This window comes from Arthrobacter sp. P1_B11, assembly GCF_056406715.1.
Genome location: NZ_JBFTZQ010000003.1, coordinates 167,040 through 182,058, shown reverse-complemented (window position 1 = coordinate 182,058; position 15,019 = coordinate 167,040). Strand labels below are relative to the sequence as shown.

Here is a 15,019-nt window from a genome sequence, read left to right as displayed (position 1 = left end):
ATCAAGGAGTTCACATGTCCAAGAGCACCGTACTCGCCCTGGTCGGCAGCCTCCGCGCCGATTCCACCAACCGCAAGCTCGCCGAGGCTATCCAGCTGAACGCCCCGGAGAACCTTGAAATCGTGATCCACGAAACCCTGGGCAACCTCCCCTTCTACAACGAGGACGTCGACGTCGAAGGCCAGGTGCCCGAAGCTGCCGCTGCCCTGCGCGCCGCAGCCAATGACGCCGACGCCCTGCTTCTGGTCACCCCGGAGCACAACGGCACCATGCCCGCCTCGCTGAAGAACGCCATTGACTGGCTGTCCCGCCCGTTCGGCGCCGGCGCCCTCGCAGGCAAGCCCACCGCCGTCGTCGGTACCGCCTTCGGCCAGTTCGGTGGCGTCTGGGCCCAGGACGAGGCCCGCAAGGCCGCCGGCATCGCCGGTGCCCGCATCCTTGAGGACGTCAAGCTGGCCGTACCCGGTTCCATGGTCCGCTTCGCGGAGACCCACCCGAAGGACGACGCCGAGGTTGTTGAGCAGATCAAGGGCATCTTCGGCGCCCTCGCCGCTGCCGAGAAGGCCGAGGCAGCAGCCTAGTCCAGGCTATTTCAGCAAACGCCCCCGGCACGTCACCGTTGCCGGGGGCGTTTGCCTTTCCGCTTCTCGCCCGGCATGGCAGCCCGGTTGGCGGTCCACCGGCGCAACCATTCCGTGACTGAGCTGCGGCCGAACTGTCACCGCCACTCCGTTCCCCGCCGACTTCCGCCGCCGTAACGTTGAGTTACCGGACGTACCGGAGCAGGAAGTGCGGTGCAGTCATGACGAGCAGCCAGGGCGGAAGGGCGCGTACGACGGCGTCTGCCGCCTTTTGCCTGTTGCTTCCGTTGTGGCTGGGGTCCTGCGCGGCTCCGCCGGCATTTTCCGAAAATGCCGGCGCCGGACACACCCCCGCGGCTGCGCCGGGCCCCGCGGCCCCCGCCCCCCAGCCGGCTCCGCCGCCAAGGGCGCCCGAGGACATTTCCGTTCCGGGGCTGCCCCCGAACCAGGGATCCGGCACGGAGCCGGGTTTGGGGGCCGGCTCAGGGTCCAGCGTCGGCTCAGGCACGGCAGCCGTCCCGTCGCGGGGATCTGCTGGCGGTTCACCGCCGGCCGGCACGCCGCCTGCAGCGTCGGCTCCAGCCGGGCCCGCCGAGGGACCCGCCGTCCAGGCGCAGCCCGGCGCCGGAACGCCGGAATCTCCCGCACCGTCAGCCTCGGCTGGCACGGGGACCGGAGGCACCACCGCTAACACCGGCGCCCGGCCAGGCGCCGGCGGGCCCGCGGCCAGCGTAACGGGAACAGCGGTGTACTACGTTGCCCTGGACGACGGCGGCAGTTCGGGCGTGCGGTTCGGCTGCAACGACAGCCTGGTGGCTGTCCACGATGCCGACCCCTCGATCCTGGAGCCGCTTCAGGCGGCCATGAGCCAGCTGCTGTCCGGACGCGGCGCACCGCCGCCATCAGGCCTGTACAACTCCCTGGCCGCGTCCACGCTGCAATACGTTTCCGGATACTTTGACGGCACCACGGTGGTGGTCAACCTGAGCGGCTCGGTACAGCCTGGCGGCGTCTGTGACATTCCGCGGATTGAGGCCCAACTGACCCACACTGCCGTGACAGCGGTCGGCGCCATCCGGGCGGAGATCTACGTCAACGGCGTCAGCCTGGCCCAGGTCCTGAGTCTGCGCTAGCACGCGCGTCACTCCCGGGCTCTTGCCCGGGCAAACAGTGCGTCCATATCTGCATGGCTGCGGGCTCCGGCCAGTTCCGACCAGTTGCCGTCGCCCAGGACTTCAGCGGCCACCCGGGACACCGTTGCGTAAGCGGCCTTCGCGGTGTTGCCGCCGATGCTGATTCGCCGCACCCCGGCGTCGTGCAGTTCCCCGACGGAGGGTGCCCCCACACCGGCCAGGGCGTTCAGCGGTGCCGGGATCCTGCGTGAGAGCTCGTGCAGGACGTGCAGATCCGTCACGCCGGGAACGAAGATGCCGTCGGCGCCGGCGGCCAGGTACGCCGGGACCCGACGCAGGGTTTCTTCGAAGGCCCGCTCCCGAAAGCGGCCCGAGAGATAGGTGTCCGTCCGCGCGTTGATAAAGAGCCGCACACCGGCCTCCTCCGCCATGGTCCTGATAATGCCGATCCGGCGGGCCTGCTCGTCCACATCTGTCAGCGGTACCCCGCCGGAATCCTCGATGTTCACGCCCACAGCCCCCGCCTCCAGCACCGCCGTGACCGTCTGCCGCAGCAGGGCATCGTCGAAGACGCCATCCGCGCCTGCGTACCCCGTTTCGATGTCTGCCGTCACCGGAAGGTCGGTGGCCGTGGCGATCCTGCCCAGCGCCGCCATGGCCAGGGCACGGGGCAGCTGGTTGCCGTCGGGAAAGCCCAGACTCCAGGAGATGGCCGAGCTTGAGGTGGCCAGCGCATGCGCTCCGGCCTCCTCCACCAGCCGTGCCGAGGCCGCGTCCCACACGTTTACCAGCACCAGGGGCACCGACCCCTCCGCATGGAGTCCTCGGAAGGCAGCTGCCTTGGCCGACTGGACAGGAACGAACTGGGGTGTGGTCATGGCTCCATTCCATGCCCTGCGCGGACGGAGGTAAAGCCCCCAGCGCCGGACAGATCTTCGGGCAACAAATGTTGCCTTCCTGGCAACACTTGGATGTATCCTAGGAACTGTGACCCACGAAACACTTGACGCCGCCGCAGCCGTCCTTCCCGCCGAAGCCATTGATGCGATTGAACGGGCGGCAACGTCCGCCCACCGCCACGATGAACTCTTCTCGGAGCGCGCAGCGAACATCAAGCAGTCGGCCGTCCGGGACGTTTTCGACATCTCGATGCGACCCGGGCTCGTCTCCCTAGCGGGCGGCAGCCCCTACCTGCAGTCCCTTCCCCTGGACAGACTCGCCAAGACGGCTGCGAGGATCATCGCCGAAGATGGACTGACAGCCCTCCAGTACGGCGGCGGCCAGGGCACGGAAGAGCTACGCACGCAGATCTGCGAAGTCATGGCCGCTGAGGGCATCCTGGACGCCCTACCTGAGAACGTGGTGATCACCGCCGGCTCCCAGTCTGCCCAGGACGTGGCCACCAAGGTCTTCTGCGACCCGGGAGACGTCGTCCTCGTGGAGGAACCCACCTACGTGGGTGCCCTCAACACGTTCGAGGCGTACCAGGTTCAGGTTGAGGCGGTGGAAATGGACGACGACGGCCTGGTACCGGAGCTTCTCGAGGCCAGGATCGCCGCACTCCAGACCGCCGGAAAGAACATCAAGTTCCTCTACACGATCCCCAACTTCAACAATCCCTCCGGCATCACCCTGGCGCAGGAGCGGCGCCAACAGATCGTCGATATCTGCCGCCGGGCCAACATCCTGGTTCTGGAGGACAACCCGTACGGCCTGCTCCGTTTTGACGGGGAACCGCTGGAGCCGCTGCGCGCGGCCAACCCGGACGACGTCATCTACATGGGATCGTTCTCCAAGATCTTCGCGCCGGGACTGCGCATCGGCTGGGCACTCGTCCCGGCACACCTGCTGCGGCGCTACTACCTTGCCTCCGAGGCCGTAACGCTGTGCCCGCCCACACTGAACCAGATGCTGGTCTCGGCCTATCTTCGGGACTACGACTGGAAGGGCCAGATCCAGACGTACCGGGGTCTGTACGCGGAGCGCTGCCACGCCATGCTGGCAGCGCTGGAGCAGTACATGCCGGAGGGGCTTACCTGGACACGTCCCGAGGGCGGCTTCTTCGTGTGGGTCACGCTGCCGCACGGCGTGGACACCTATCCGCTGCTGCGCAAGGCGATCGACTGTGGCGTCGTGTTCATTCCGGGCGCCGCCTTCAGCCACTCGGACGAACCGTCAAACAAGCTGCGCCTGGCATTCAGTGCCGTGCCGCCCGACGCCATCGCGGAGGGTGTGCGGCGGCTCGCGCCGGTGCTGCAGGAAGCCATTGATGCGGTCGCCGGAAGGCACGCGGGAACCTGACCTGCGCTGTGTCCCGGCTGCGCTGTAGCCTGAGGATGGGCGCGGCCGGGCTGACGCAGGATGCGATGATGCGTCCCGCACCCGGACGCGGAAAATGAAGAGGAGCGGGACCATGAGCGGAATCATTGTTGTGGGCGTGGACGGTAGCGGAACCGCCCGCAAGGCTGCGGAGACAGCGAGGGACCTGGCCGTGTCGCTGGGGGCGACGCTGCACGTCGTATCGGCCTTCGACACGGACCGGACCGAGGTGTATGGCAGCGGCAGCGATAAATGGATCGTTTCGGATGCCGGCGAAGCCGAGAAGGTGGCCAAGGACGTCGCGGCAAGCCTCGCCGGCACGGACCTCAAGGTCACCTATTCGTCAGCGCGCGGCAAGCCGGCCGAAGCCCTCATCAAAGAGGCAGAACGCTTCGACGCACGGATGATTGTGGTGGGCAACCGACGCATGCGCGGCCTGGGTCGCGTGCTGGGAAGCGTGGCCAACAGCGTTGCCCACACCGCCTCCTGCGACGTCTACATCGCCAACACCTACGGCGCCGACTAGGAAACTGCTGCGTCCGGCAGCGTTCTCAGCATCCCGCTAAACCTTCAGCATGCGGCGCAGAATCTTGCCGGACGCCGACTTCGGGACAGCGTCGATGAACTCCACCCGCCGGACCTTCTTGAACGGTGCCACCGCCGCAGCCACAAAGTCCATCACGGCGGCCTCATCGAGCGATGCCCCACCCTCCCCCGGCTGACGGACGACGAAGGCCATCGGGACCTCCTGGCCGTCGGCGTCGCTTGTTCCGATCACGGCGGCGTCGGCGATGCCCGGATGCGTCAGCAGCAGCGCCTCAAGCTCTGCCGGGGCAATCTGGTAGCCCTTATATTTGATCAGCTCCTTCAGCCTGTCCACGATCGTCACCACGCCGTCGGCCCGGACGGTGGCCACGTCACCGGTGCGCAGGTAGCCATCTGCATCCAGGCATGCGTCCGTCTCCTCGGCGCGGTTGAGATACCCGAGCATGACATTGGGGCCGCGGCACAGCAGGTGGCCCGGGCCGCTGGTGCCCTCGGCCGGAATGTCGATGTCCTCGCCCGTAGCCGGGTCCACGAGCCGGCATTCCATGTTGGGTACGGTGAAGCCCACCGAACTCACGGGAACATCCGTCGCGTCCCGTGGGATCAGATGCGAGACGGGGCTCAGCTCTGTCATGCCGTAGCCCTGCAGGACGCGGCAGTGCAGGCGCTGGGCGAGTTTGGTGCCCAGTTCACCATCCAGCGGCGCCGCGCCGGACAGCATGGTGTGGACGGAGCTGAGATCGTACTCATCCACCAGCGGTTGCTTGGCCAGGGCCACCGCCACGGGCGGTGCAATAAACAGGTAGGTGCACCTGTGGTCCTGGATCATTCGGAGGAACTCGGCAAGGTCGAACCGCGGGATAGTGACCAGGCTGGCCCGTTCCCGCAGGGCAAGATTCAGCAGGACGGTCAGGCCGTAGATGTGAAAGAACGGCAGCAGCGCAAGAAGCCTGTCGTCCGGCGTGACACCCAGGAGCCCCCGGGCCTGCTGTACGTTGGCCACGAGGTTCCGGTGGCTGAGCCTCACCCCCTTGGGCCGCCCCGTGGTCCCCGATGAATACGGCAGCACGGCCACGTGGGTGGCCGGGTCAAACGTGACGTCCGGAGCCGGCGCGCCTGCGGTGAGCAGGTCACGGAGCGAAAGGTGACCTTCGGCGCCGTCGAGCACCACGAGCCGCTCGGCGGGAATCCCGGCACGCTCGGCCGCTTCCTTGGCTCCCGGAAGCAGCGCGGACACCGTGAACAGCCACGTAGCGCCGGCGTCCTGGAGCTGGAGGGTCAGTTCGTCCGCGGTGTAGAGCGAATTGACGGTGGTGATCGTGGCGCCGGCCCGGAGGAGCCCGTGGAAGACTGCCGCGAAGGCCGGAACGTTGGGGCAGAGCATCGCCGCAACACCATGCGGACCAAGCCCCTGCGCGGCCACAGCGCCCGCAACTGCATTAATCTGCCCGAGCAGCTGCCCGTAGCTTGTCTGCGCGCCGCTGACGCCGTCCACCAATGCGATGCGGTCCAGATCCCCGGCCGCAAGACCGCTGAAGAGGTAGTCGTAGATGCTTTGGTCCGGAACATCCACATCCGGGAAGGGACTTGAGAACACGCCGTATCTCCTTTGATCCGCACCCGCCTTGCCGGCGGCAGTTGGTGCCACTCTAGTACGGCCCACCCCGCGCCGGGGGACCCGGCGAAACCCGCCCGACTTGACCCGGGTCACGCGCCCTGGTGGGCAGTCTCACCCGTATTTCCGGAGATCAGCCCCAGTTCAAACGGTAAAATTGAAGGTGCCCCCGATGGTGCGGACAAGCCAGCACCTACTACCGCCAGGGACTAAATGCTTACGCTTCAGCGACGCCAGCTCGTCGGCCACGACATCCTCCTCGCCCGCCACGGGAACCACATCTGCTCCATGCGGCTGGACCGCAGCGCGGGCCGCGTCATTGCGCTGCTGGACGACGGCTCCGTGGACAGCGCCCCAAACCTCATCTCCCCGGACCTCCGCCTGCCGGACACCCTGCAGAGTGTCATCCGCGATGACTGGAAGTTCCTGACCGCCGTGTCCGGCGGCATTGCAGCCCTGGCCGGGGTGATGATTGCCGCCGCGGTCAACCTGCCCAGCCTCGCCTCCGATCCCGCCCTGGCGCAGCTGCTGACCGCCTACCCGGCCTACTGAGGCCCGCTTACCGCCGTCTTTGCTGTTGTCGTCTTACGTTCGCGGCCGCCGGCCTCAGCCGGTGCGGACCAGCAGTTCCCTCAGCAACCACCACAATCCTGTGGTGACCCCGCCGCCAATCAGCGCACCCACAACAACCTGGGCAACGGTGTGCGCCCGCAGGACCACGCGGGACCAGCCGACGGCGGGGATCAGCAGCAGCAGCGGAATCCATGGGGCGCCCAGCATGATGACGGCGATGGCCGTCGACAGGGCGATCGCCCCTGCATGCCCGCTGATTTTCCAGAAGAGGCTGATGACGGCGAGCACCACAACCCCGCTGACAATCGCCAGAACCATGACAATCACGCTCCGCGGGGCGTGAATCGCTGTCAGCAGTCCCAGCCCGGCCAGCAGCGACACCACAGCCATGGCCAGAACCGGTGCCCGCTGCCTGCGGTCACTGACGTGGTGGTCCGTGACCTTGCCGAGCCGCACCAGCAGCAGCACGAGGGCGAACGGCAGCACGCACACAAACAGCACGGCCAGCGCTCCGAACCAGACCGTACCGGGGAACCCGGGTTCAATCGCGGGGCTGAACAGGAGCAGGAGACCCACCGTGACGGGCGGCTGGAAGGCCTCCGAGAGGAACCATGCCACACGGTTCCTGGCACGGATGCTCATGAGGTTCCGCTCTTCGTGCATGGCCGGCCCTCCGTCATCCTGTGGCCCCCGGTGACGTCAGTCTAAGGTGCCGCCAGAACGCTGTCAGTCAAGCAGCAGCGCAGGCTCTTCAAGGATCGCGGCAACGTCGGCCATGAAGCGGGCGGACAGGTCGCCGTCCACCACACGGTGGTCAAAGGACCCGCCGAGCGTGGTGATCCAGCGCGGAATGACCTCGCCGTCCAGGACCCAGGGCTTCTGCTTGATGGTTCCGAAGGCGACGATGGCCACTTCGCCCGGGTTGATGATGGGCGTGCCGGTGTCGATGCCCAGGGCGCCGATGTTGGTGATGGTGAGCGAGCCGCCCTGCATCTGGGAAGGCTGGGTCTTGCCGGCACGGGCGGTGGTGGCGAGATCGTTCAGCGCCAGCGCCAGCTCCTTGAGGGAAAGGTCCTGGGCGTTCTTGATGTTCGGGACCATCAGGCCCCGCGGCGTGGCCGCCGCGATGCCCAGGTTCATGAAGTGCTTGACCTGGATCTCGGCAGAATCGCTGCCGTCCGGGTTGTCCACCCACGTGGCGTTCACGCTGGGGTTGCGTGCTGCCGCCCAGATGACTGCCTTGGAAAGGATCAGCAGCGGGGACACCTTGATGCCCTCGAAGTCGCGGGAGGCCTTGAGTCGTTTGACGAACTCCATGGTGCGGCTAGCGTCGACGTCCACGAAGATGCTGACGTGCGGTGCGGCGAACGCGGACTCCACCATCGCCTTCGCTGTGGCCTTGCGGACGCCCTTGACCGGGATCCGCTCGATCCGCTGGTCCTGGGGCCGTCCGGACTTGCCCCAGAAGGTGTCGGCCTGGTCCAGTTCCGCGTCCCGCTGGGCCTGGTAGCTGACCAGGTCCTCCCGGGTCACCTCGCCCCGGGCGCCGGTAGGAACCACATCGGCCAGGTCGATCCCCAGGTCCCGGGCGATCTTGCGCACCGGAGGCTTGGCAAGGACCTTGTTCATCAGCCCGGTGATGGTCCCGCCGAAAGTGGGCTTGTCCGGGCCGGTGATGGATCCTGTCGAAGTCGCGGGAGCATGAGCGGTGAAGGAGCCTGTCGAAATCGCGGAACCGCGGGTCTCGAGAGGCTGGACCGTCGGAGCTGTCGAAAGCACCGGCCCGGCCTGCGGGACGGAAGCCTTCCGCGGGCGGCGCCTGACGGCATCGGCCTTCGGACCGGAGCCAACCAGCGGACCGCCGGCCAGGCCGCCGGCCGCTGCACCGCCGTCGGATACTCCCTGCCCGCCAGAAACGGCGGCGCCAGCCCCGGCGGCCGCATCCTCGGCGTCGTCCGGAAGTTTTCCGTACATGAGTGGAGCCGGCTCGGCCGCCTGCAGGGCAGGCGCCGGGACGTCGGCGGGCGTGGGGTCGCCGGAGACAGCGTCGGAAACGCTGATGATGGCTGTTCCGACGTCGATGGTCACACCTTCCGGCACCAGCAGTTCCGTGACGGTGCCGGCGAAAGGCGACGGCAGTTCCACGAGGGACTTGGCCGTCTCGATCTCGCAGAGGACATCGTTGATGGCCACAGTGTCGCCCGGCTTGACCTTCCAGGAGACGATCTCTGCCTCGGTCAGGCCCTCGCCCACGTCGGGGAGGTTGAACTTGTTAAGCGTCATGGGGTCCTCGGGTTTCGAAAGCTCAGGCTTGCCGGCAGGCGCCCGGAGGCGGCCGGAGGCGGAAACGTCAGTAGGCGAAAGCGTCAGCGGGTGACAGCGTCAGTAGGCGAAAGCCCGGTCCAGCGCCTCAAGAATGCGGTCGATGTCCGGAAGGTAATCCTCTTCCACCTTGGCCACGGGGTAGGGCATGTGGAAGCCTCCCACGCGGATGACCGGAGCCTCGAGCGAGTGGAAGGCGCGTTCACCGATCCGGGCCGCGATTTCTCCGCCGATGCCCCCGAAGGTGGGCGCCTCATGGGACACGATCAGTCGTCCGGTTTTCTTCACCGACGCTTCGATCGTGTCGAAGTCGATCGGCGAAATGGAACGGAGGTCGATGACTTCGATGCTGCGCCCGTCTTCCGCGGCGGCGTTGGCCGCCGCGAGAGCCACGGGAACCAGCGGACCGTAGACCACTACGGTGGCGTCGGTGCCTTCCCGCACAACGTGCGCCTTGAAGGGGTCCTCGGCGAGGCCTGCCGTCTGGGTGTCCACCTCACCCTTGAGCCAATAGCGGCGCTTGGGTTCGAAGACGATCACAGGGTCCTGGCAGTCCACGGCCTGCTGGATCATCCAGTAGGCGTCATGCGGATTGGAGGGGGTGATGATGCGGATTCCGGCGGTGTGCGCGAACAGCGCCTCCGGCGACTCCGAGTGGTGCTCGATCGAGCCGATGCCGCCGCCGTAGGGGATGCGGATGACGACAGGGACGGTCAGGTTCCCGTTGCTGCGTGAGTGCATCTTGGCGAGCTGTGTGGTGATCTGGTTGAAGCCGGGGAACACGAAACCGTCGAACTGGATCTCGCAGACGGGCAGGTAACCGCGCAGGGCCAGGCCGATCGCGGTGCCGATGATGCCGGATTCCGCCAGCGGGGTGTCCACCACGCGGTCGGCACCGAACTCGCCGATCAGGCCGTCGGTGACGCGGTAGACGCCGCCTAGCGGCCCGATGTCCTCGCCCATCAGCAGGGTCTTGGGGTTGTTGCTGAGAGTGGCGCGCAGGCCCTCGTTGATGGCCTTGGCAATGGTCATGGTGGTCATCAGTGGCCAGCCCCTTCTGCGGCGTCCTCGCTGGCGAATCCGGCGGTGTATTCCTCGAACCAGGCCAGTTCCTCGGCTACGAGCGGGTGGGCCTCCACGTAGGTATTGGCGAAGGCAGTCCTGATGTCCGGGGTCTCGGAATCGTACGTGGACTTGCGGATGTAAGCGGCGAGTTCGTCGCCGTCAGCCGCGACCTTCGCGAAGAAGGAGTCATCGGCCATGTCCTCGGAGCGAAGGTATTTCTCGAGTCGCTCCAGTGGGTCCTTGGCCCGCCACAGCGCTTCCTCGGAGGACTCCCGGTACTTGGTGGGGTCGTCCGCTGTGGTGTGGGCGCCGACGCGGTAGGTAAAGGCCTCGATCAGCACCGGGCCGTTGCCCTGGCGCGCATGCTCGAGGGCCCATTCGGTGACGGCGTGCACGGCGATGACGTCGTTGCCGTCCACGCGGATGCCCGGGAAGCCGTAACCCTTGGCACGGTTGGACAGCGGGATCCGCGTCTGCACCGCAGTGGGCACTGAGATGGCCCAGTGGTTGTTTTGGCAGAAGAAAACCACCGGCGCTTTATAGGAGGAGGCAAACACCATGGATTCGTGGACGTCGCCCTCGGAACTGGCACCGTCGCCGAAATAGACCATGACGGCGGCCTTAGGTTCAGCCGGCTGGGAGTCAGCCAGGCCGTTCGCCTCTGCCAACCGCTGGTCGCGCTGGATTCCCATGGCGTATCCCACGGCGTGCGGCGTCTGGGCAGCCAGGACCAGCGTGTACAAGTGGAAGTTGGTGTCCTTGGGGTTCCAGCCGCCGTTGGAGATGCCGCGGAACTGCCGCAAAAGCTCCGCCAGGTCCACGTTCCGCGTGAGGGCAACACCGTGCTCGCGGTACGTGGGGAAGATGTAGTCCTGCGGCTGGCTCGCGCGTCCAGACCCGATCTGCGCGGCCTCCTGCCCCGTCAGCGGAACCCAAAGGGCCAGCTGGCCCTGGCGCTGCAGGGCCGTGGCCTCCTGGTCAAAGCGCCGGATGGCCGCCATGTCGGCATAGAAGCCGCGAAGCTTTTCGGCGTCCAGCCTTTCGGCGTACTCGGAGAATACGGAGTCCGTCCCGAGTGTGCCGTCCGGCCCAAGCAGCTGGACCATTTCGGTCCGGGGCTCGCCCAAGGCAGCCTCGGCTTCGGCCTCTAGCTGGTCGTCCACCTCGGTTCCGTCGAACTCGGTGGAGGGCAGATGTGTGGCGCCCATGCCGTCTCCTTGCTTGCCGCATCCGGATGCGTTGCAATGTCGCTGGGATATATGCCGCATCGGGAATGCATTCCGGATGCGGCATATATTTTTGGCTTACTGTTCCTTACTTTATCCGGCGTAGGTAGGCCCGGACGTTTGTTAAGCGCTAGGAACGCCGTGGCGGTTTTGTATAGATTGCACAGAGTTCCAAGAAGCGGGTGTTTGCCTCGGGCTCGCCGATGCTGACTCGTACGCCCTCGGTGCCGAAAGCGCGCACGGAAAGCGCCCGTTCCCCCGCCAACCGTGAGAATTCAGCACTGTTCTCGCCCAGATCCAGCCACACGAAGTTCCCCTGGGCTTCCGGCACAAACCAGCCCAGGGCTCGCAGACCGGCCGTCACACGGTCCCGCTCATCCACGAGGCTTTGTACCCTTTCTACAACCTGGTCGAAATTCTGCAACGACACCACCGCGGCCTGCTCGGCGATCTGGGACACCGCGAAGGGGGTGGCAGCGACCCGCAGGTGCTGGGTCAGCTCAGGCTGCGAAATGCTGTAGCCGACGCGCAGGCCCGCGAGTCCGTGCGCCTTGGAGAAGGTCCTGAGCACCACGACGTTGGGGTATTTCCGGTACATCCGGATGCCGTCCACGGCGTTCTCCGCCCGGACGAACTCCTGGTAAGCCTCGTCGATGACCACCAGGACATCTGAGGGAACGGCGTTGATGAAGCGCTCGGTTTCCTCAGCCGTCAGGATGGGACCGGTGGGGTTGTTCGGTGTGCAGAGCAGGATCACCTTGGTGCGCACCGTGACGGCCGCGGCCATGGCATCGAGATCGTGCCTGCCATCCGCCGTGAGGGGAATCCGGACGCTCTCGGCACCTGCCAGACCTACACAGATGGGATAGGCCTCAAACGACCGCCAGGCGTAGATGACTTCGTCGGCCTTGCCGTCGTCGTTCTGGCCCGCAAAAGTGGTCAGCAACTGGTTAAGGGCGCCGAGGCTGCCCGCGCCGGTGACGATGTCCTCGGCGGGCACGTCCAGGAATTCGGCGAGCGCGGTCCGGAGCTTCGTGCTGAGCGGGTCCGGGTAGCGGTTGAAGTCGGTCTGGGCCGCAATGGCCTCGACGACGGCCGGAATGGGCGGCAACGGGTTTTCGTTGGACGACAGTTTGTAGCTGGCCAGCCCGTCGACGGCGACGGGCGGCTTGCCTGCGGCGTAGCGGGGCAGCCGGTCAACTACCGGTCTCGGCCTGACGCCGCCCGCCATGGTCTCTGATGAAGTCATGCCAACTAGCCTACTTCGCCCTTTCTGTGCCCCGGCTCCGGCCGGACCCGGGGCACCGTCCGGACCCCAGTCCTGCGACCCGAGGCGGAGGGTCTCCGCCCGCGGACCCGTTCCAAGCTCGATGTGACAGCATGGGCGCATGCGATCTTTCATCGTGCGGGTGCTCATCAACGGACTGGCGCTGTGGATTGCCAGCTGGATTCTGCCCGGACTGGACATCTCCACTGCGGCCACCACCGAGGCCGTGGCCAAGACGGGTGTCAGCCAGGGCACCAACGCCATCGGCATCATCCTGGCCTACCTGTTCATTGGGCTGATTTTCGGCGTGGTCAACGCCTTCGTCCGGCCCGTCATCAGCTTCCTGTCCCTGCCCATCACCATCCTCACGCTCGGGCTGTTCACGATCGTGATCAATGCGGCCATGCTGTACCTGACGTCCTGGATCAGCAGCTACACGCCGGTGCATTTCACGATTGACTCCTTCTTCTGGACGGCCGTGCTGGCGGCGATCGTCATCACCATCATTTCCCTGGTGGCCGACAGGATCCCCGGGGCGCGCCGCCGGTAAAAGCGGAATGACAGGGGTTCATCGGCCGCCGGTGGGCCGGATGTCCGCTTGCCTGGGCAATCGCCGGTCCACGTACCGCCGTGTGGCTACCGGCGCTTGCGGTGCGCGGACCAGCTGGAAGCGAGTGGCGGTTGCCGCTCCGCCGGCGCCCACGACGCCCGCAAGCGCGGCGGTGGACGCCACGAGCGACGCGTCGCCGCTCTCCGAGATGGCCCTGGCGCCGGCTTCATAGTTGGCCAGTCTGTGGCCCGGTCCCAGACCGGGCTCCTCCCCCAGAGGCGTCAGCACCCGGTTTTGGACTGTCACCGTAACGCGGTCCCGCGTGTCGGGGCTGGGCACCCCGTCCGCTCCCGGAACCCAGTCCTGACGATGTTCGAGATGCAGCGTGCTAATGCCCGGCTCGGGGTTGATGCCGCCTACCGGTGATCCTGCCGTCAGCACGTACTTGAGGTCATATTCCGCGAGGAAAGCCTTATCTTGGCTGAGGTTCATGGCGTGAATTCCGCCCTGGCTGTAGCCGACGGCCACGACTTGGGCACCAGCCTCCGCGCCGGCCTGCCGCAGCGCGTCCCGGATCGCGGCCCCCGTGTGTTCAGAGCCATACCCCAGGCCTTCGGCGATGCCGTACTCGTCGAAGGGGTTGGAACCGCCTGCGGCACCCGGCTGCGTGCCGGGAATGATGACGATGAAAGCCTCGTGACCGCCCTGTTCCGTCCGGATGATCTCGATCTTGCCGAGGCCGTCCTCATCCACGGTCTCGGCCCTGGCCAGAAGGCCGGCAGACGAAGCGTCAAGGGTGATCGCCGACGTGGATGCTGCTGTTGCAGTGACAGGGCGAGGCCTGAGTTGCGGCATCACACCGCCGGCAAGCATGCGGATGACATCGGGGACGCCGGATCCCTTCATCCCGGTGGCCGCCGCCATAGTGACGGCTCCGAGGAGGGCCGGAGAATTCACCCCCAATAGGGCAAGGAGGACCGCGTAGTTGCCCGCGACCTCCTCCATGCTGTCCCGGTTCAGCAGCCTGCTAAAGTCCGCGCGGAGGGGATCGCCCAGGCCTCCGAGATGCAGATCCATTATTTGAGCCGGCAGGAGCCTCAGCGCATCGATGCCGGAGCGGAGGCTGGCCAGGCTTCGCTGTTCGGCGGCTTCATAGTCGCGCTTGCACGCCTGAACCTGGCTGGCGATGTCCTGCAGTTCCTCGCGCACGGCCGCGACGGCACGCCGTCCTTCCCAGACGCCCGTGACTGCTTCCATCCCGCTGGACGGCGAATCATTCTGGTACGGGCCCAGTGCCGTCCAGACCCTATGCGCATCCAGTTCCACGGCAGCCAGATCCCGGGCAAGGGCGTTGAGCTCGGTCGCCCCTGCCGAGAGTTCCTCGAGTTGGAATGCGATTCCGCCTGCACCGCCGCGTACCAAAAGGAATCCGTCCGAGGCCGGCTCGACCGGCAGCAGCGGGCCTCCACTTTCAGACGGCGTAAGTTCGGCCATCAGAACCCGCCAGCCGCAGTCCGCGGGGAGGACAAGGACACATTGTTGGCGTGCCTTCGCACGGACGCAGCGGCCGAGTCCATCCGCTCTCGGGCCCGGCGCAGGGCTCCGGCCTGCAGTCCTGCGCTTTCCCGGAACGCCCTGCCCGCCGGTGACTGCCAGCCAGACAGCTGCAGGCGCGACAGCCGTGAAAGCGCCTCCTCAACCTGTCCTGCGCACGCCTCCAAACGCCGCGCCAGCAATTGGACTTCAAAGCTGCGTGATGAACACGCCGCGGCGTCAGCCGCGCTGATGCTGGCACTCATCCGGTTACTCCTCCTTCTTCTGC

At 66.6% G+C, this 15,019-nt stretch carries 15 protein-coding genes; 6 read left to right on the top strand and 9 right to left on the bottom strand.

All coding sequences use genetic code 11. From position 1 onward, the window contains the following. The first annotated feature begins 14 nt into the window (after window positions 1–14). Window positions 15–581, top strand: a complete 567-nt coding sequence (locus AC1D14_RS04255) for an NAD(P)H-dependent oxidoreductase (protein ID WP_476968080.1) — start codon at window positions 15–17, stop codon at window positions 579–581. Window positions 582–765: 184 nt separating this feature from the next. Here the strand turns inward: AC1D14_RS04255 and AC1D14_RS04250 are convergent, their stop codons facing one another. After that, window positions 766–1,248, bottom strand: a complete 483-nt coding sequence (locus AC1D14_RS04250; RefSeq protein WP_476881150.1) for a hypothetical protein — start codon at window positions 1,246–1,248, stop codon at window positions 766–768. Window positions 1,249–1,327: 79 nt separating this feature from the next. On the opposite strand from AC1D14_RS04250, the gene AC1D14_RS04245 reads away from it, so the two are divergent. Then, a complete protein-coding gene (locus tag AC1D14_RS04245; protein WP_476968079.1) occupies window positions 1,328–1,714 on the top strand; it encodes a GerMN domain-containing protein in 387 nt (128 codons plus the stop codon). 8 nt (window positions 1,715–1,722) lie between these two features. Here the strand turns inward: AC1D14_RS04245 and AC1D14_RS04240 are convergent, their stop codons facing one another. Next, window positions 1,723–2,592: an isocitrate lyase/PEP mutase family protein gene (locus AC1D14_RS04240; protein ID WP_476968078.1), complete on the bottom strand. Its 870-nt coding sequence runs from the start codon at window positions 2,590–2,592 to the stop codon at window positions 1,723–1,725. A 109-nt stretch (window positions 2,593–2,701) separates the two neighbouring features. Between AC1D14_RS04240 and AC1D14_RS04235 the strand changes: the two genes are divergently transcribed. Beyond that, window positions 2,702–4,015: an aminotransferase-like domain-containing protein gene (locus AC1D14_RS04235; protein WP_230121494.1), complete on the top strand. Its 1,314-nt coding sequence runs from the start codon at window positions 2,702–2,704 to the stop codon at window positions 4,013–4,015. 112 nt (window positions 4,016–4,127) lie between these two features. Next, a complete protein-coding gene (locus AC1D14_RS04230) occupies window positions 4,128–4,559 on the top strand; it encodes a universal stress protein (RefSeq protein ID WP_230121493.1) in 432 nt (143 codons plus the stop codon). A 36-nt stretch (window positions 4,560–4,595) separates the two neighbouring features. Here the strand turns inward: AC1D14_RS04230 and AC1D14_RS04225 are convergent, their stop codons facing one another. Further along, a complete protein-coding gene (locus tag AC1D14_RS04225; RefSeq protein WP_230121492.1) occupies window positions 4,596–6,176 on the bottom strand; it encodes an AMP-binding protein in 1,581 nt (526 codons plus the stop codon). Between the two features lie 231 nt (window positions 6,177–6,407). Here AC1D14_RS04225 and AC1D14_RS04220 point away from each other — a divergent pair, with 231 nt between their 5' ends. Next, entirely contained in the window at window positions 6,408–6,746 is a 339-nt protein-coding gene (locus tag AC1D14_RS04220; RefSeq protein WP_476881154.1) for a hypothetical protein, read from the top strand. A gap of 54 nt (window positions 6,747–6,800) precedes the next feature. Here the strand turns inward: AC1D14_RS04220 and AC1D14_RS04215 are convergent, their stop codons facing one another. The 5 genes from AC1D14_RS04215 to hisC all read right to left on the bottom strand — a co-directional run bounded on the left by AC1D14_RS04215 (window position 6,801) and on the right by hisC (window position 12,629). Further along, on the bottom strand, window positions 6,801–7,430 hold the full coding sequence (locus AC1D14_RS04215) for a phosphatase PAP2 family protein (RefSeq protein WP_230120844.1): 630 nt from the start codon (window positions 7,428–7,430) through the stop codon (window positions 6,801–6,803). A 63-nt stretch (window positions 7,431–7,493) separates the two neighbouring features. After that, window positions 7,494–9,050: a dihydrolipoamide acetyltransferase family protein gene (locus tag AC1D14_RS04210; RefSeq protein WP_230120842.1), complete on the bottom strand. Its 1,557-nt coding sequence runs from the start codon at window positions 9,048–9,050 to the stop codon at window positions 7,494–7,496. A 99-nt stretch (window positions 9,051–9,149) separates the two neighbouring features. After that, on the bottom strand, window positions 9,150–10,130 hold the full coding sequence (locus tag AC1D14_RS04205) for an alpha-ketoacid dehydrogenase subunit beta (RefSeq protein WP_230120840.1): 981 nt from the start codon (window positions 10,128–10,130) through the stop codon (window positions 9,150–9,152). Continuing rightward, window positions 10,130–11,362, bottom strand: a complete 1,233-nt coding sequence (locus AC1D14_RS04200) for a thiamine pyrophosphate-dependent dehydrogenase E1 component subunit alpha (RefSeq protein ID WP_230120839.1) — start codon at window positions 11,360–11,362, stop codon at window positions 10,130–10,132. The genes AC1D14_RS04205 and AC1D14_RS04200 overlap by 1 nt, the downstream gene beginning before the upstream one ends. A gap of 148 nt (window positions 11,363–11,510) precedes the next feature. Beyond that, the gene (gene hisC / locus AC1D14_RS04195) at window positions 11,511–12,629 is read right to left on the bottom strand and encodes a histidinol-phosphate transaminase (RefSeq protein ID WP_230120837.1); all 1,119 of its coding nucleotides are present in this window, start codon (window positions 12,627–12,629) and stop codon (window positions 11,511–11,513) included. Window positions 12,630–12,768: 139 nt separating this feature from the next. On the opposite strand from hisC, the gene AC1D14_RS04190 reads away from it, so the two are divergent. Then, window positions 12,769–13,197, top strand: coding sequence for a phage holin family protein (locus AC1D14_RS04190; RefSeq protein ID WP_230120835.1), 429 nt, complete (start codon window positions 12,769–12,771; stop codon window positions 13,195–13,197). Window positions 13,198–13,215: 18 nt separating this feature from the next. Here AC1D14_RS04190 and AC1D14_RS04185 read toward each other — a convergent pair whose 3' ends face one another. Beyond that, entirely contained in the window at window positions 13,216–14,691 is a 1,476-nt protein-coding gene (locus tag AC1D14_RS04185; RefSeq protein ID WP_230120833.1) for a hypothetical protein, read from the bottom strand. Window positions 14,692–15,019: the final 328 nt, after the last annotated feature.

What these genes read in the sequence shown, in the direction of transcription:
- AC1D14_RS04200 (WP_230120839.1), bottom strand. Translation starts at nt 11,362, where the DNA reads ATGGGCGCCACACATCTGCCCTCCACCGAGTTCGACGGAACCGAGGTG.
- AC1D14_RS04215 (WP_230120844.1), bottom strand. Translation starts at nt 7,430, where the DNA reads ATGCACGAAGAGCGGAACCTCATGAGCATCCGTGCCAGGAACCGTGTG.
- hisC (WP_230120837.1), bottom strand. Translation starts at nt 12,629, where the DNA reads ATGACTTCATCAGAGACCATGGCGGGCGGCGTCAGGCCGAGACCGGTA.
- AC1D14_RS04210 (WP_230120842.1), bottom strand. Translation starts at nt 9,050, where the DNA reads ATGACGCTTAACAAGTTCAACCTCCCCGACGTGGGCGAGGGCCTGACC.
- AC1D14_RS04220 (WP_476881154.1), top strand. Translation starts at nt 6,408, where the DNA reads ATGCTTACGCTTCAGCGACGCCAGCTCGTCGGCCACGACATCCTCCTC.
- AC1D14_RS04190 (WP_230120835.1), top strand. Translation starts at nt 12,769, where the DNA reads ATGCGATCTTTCATCGTGCGGGTGCTCATCAACGGACTGGCGCTGTGG.
- AC1D14_RS04240 (WP_476968078.1), bottom strand. Translation starts at nt 2,592, where the DNA reads ATGACCACACCCCAGTTCGTTCCTGTCCAGTCGGCCAAGGCAGCTGCC.
- AC1D14_RS04205 (WP_230120840.1), bottom strand. Translation starts at nt 10,130, where the DNA reads ATGACCACCATGACCATTGCCAAGGCCATCAACGAGGGCCTGCGCGCC.
- AC1D14_RS04255 (WP_476968080.1), top strand. Translation starts at nt 15, where the DNA reads ATGTCCAAGAGCACCGTACTCGCCCTGGTCGGCAGCCTCCGCGCCGAT.
- AC1D14_RS04185 (WP_230120833.1), bottom strand. Translation starts at nt 14,691, where the DNA reads ATGGCCGAACTTACGCCGTCTGAAAGTGGAGGCCCGCTGCTGCCGGTC.
- AC1D14_RS04230 (WP_230121493.1), top strand. Translation starts at nt 4,128, where the DNA reads ATGAGCGGAATCATTGTTGTGGGCGTGGACGGTAGCGGAACCGCCCGC.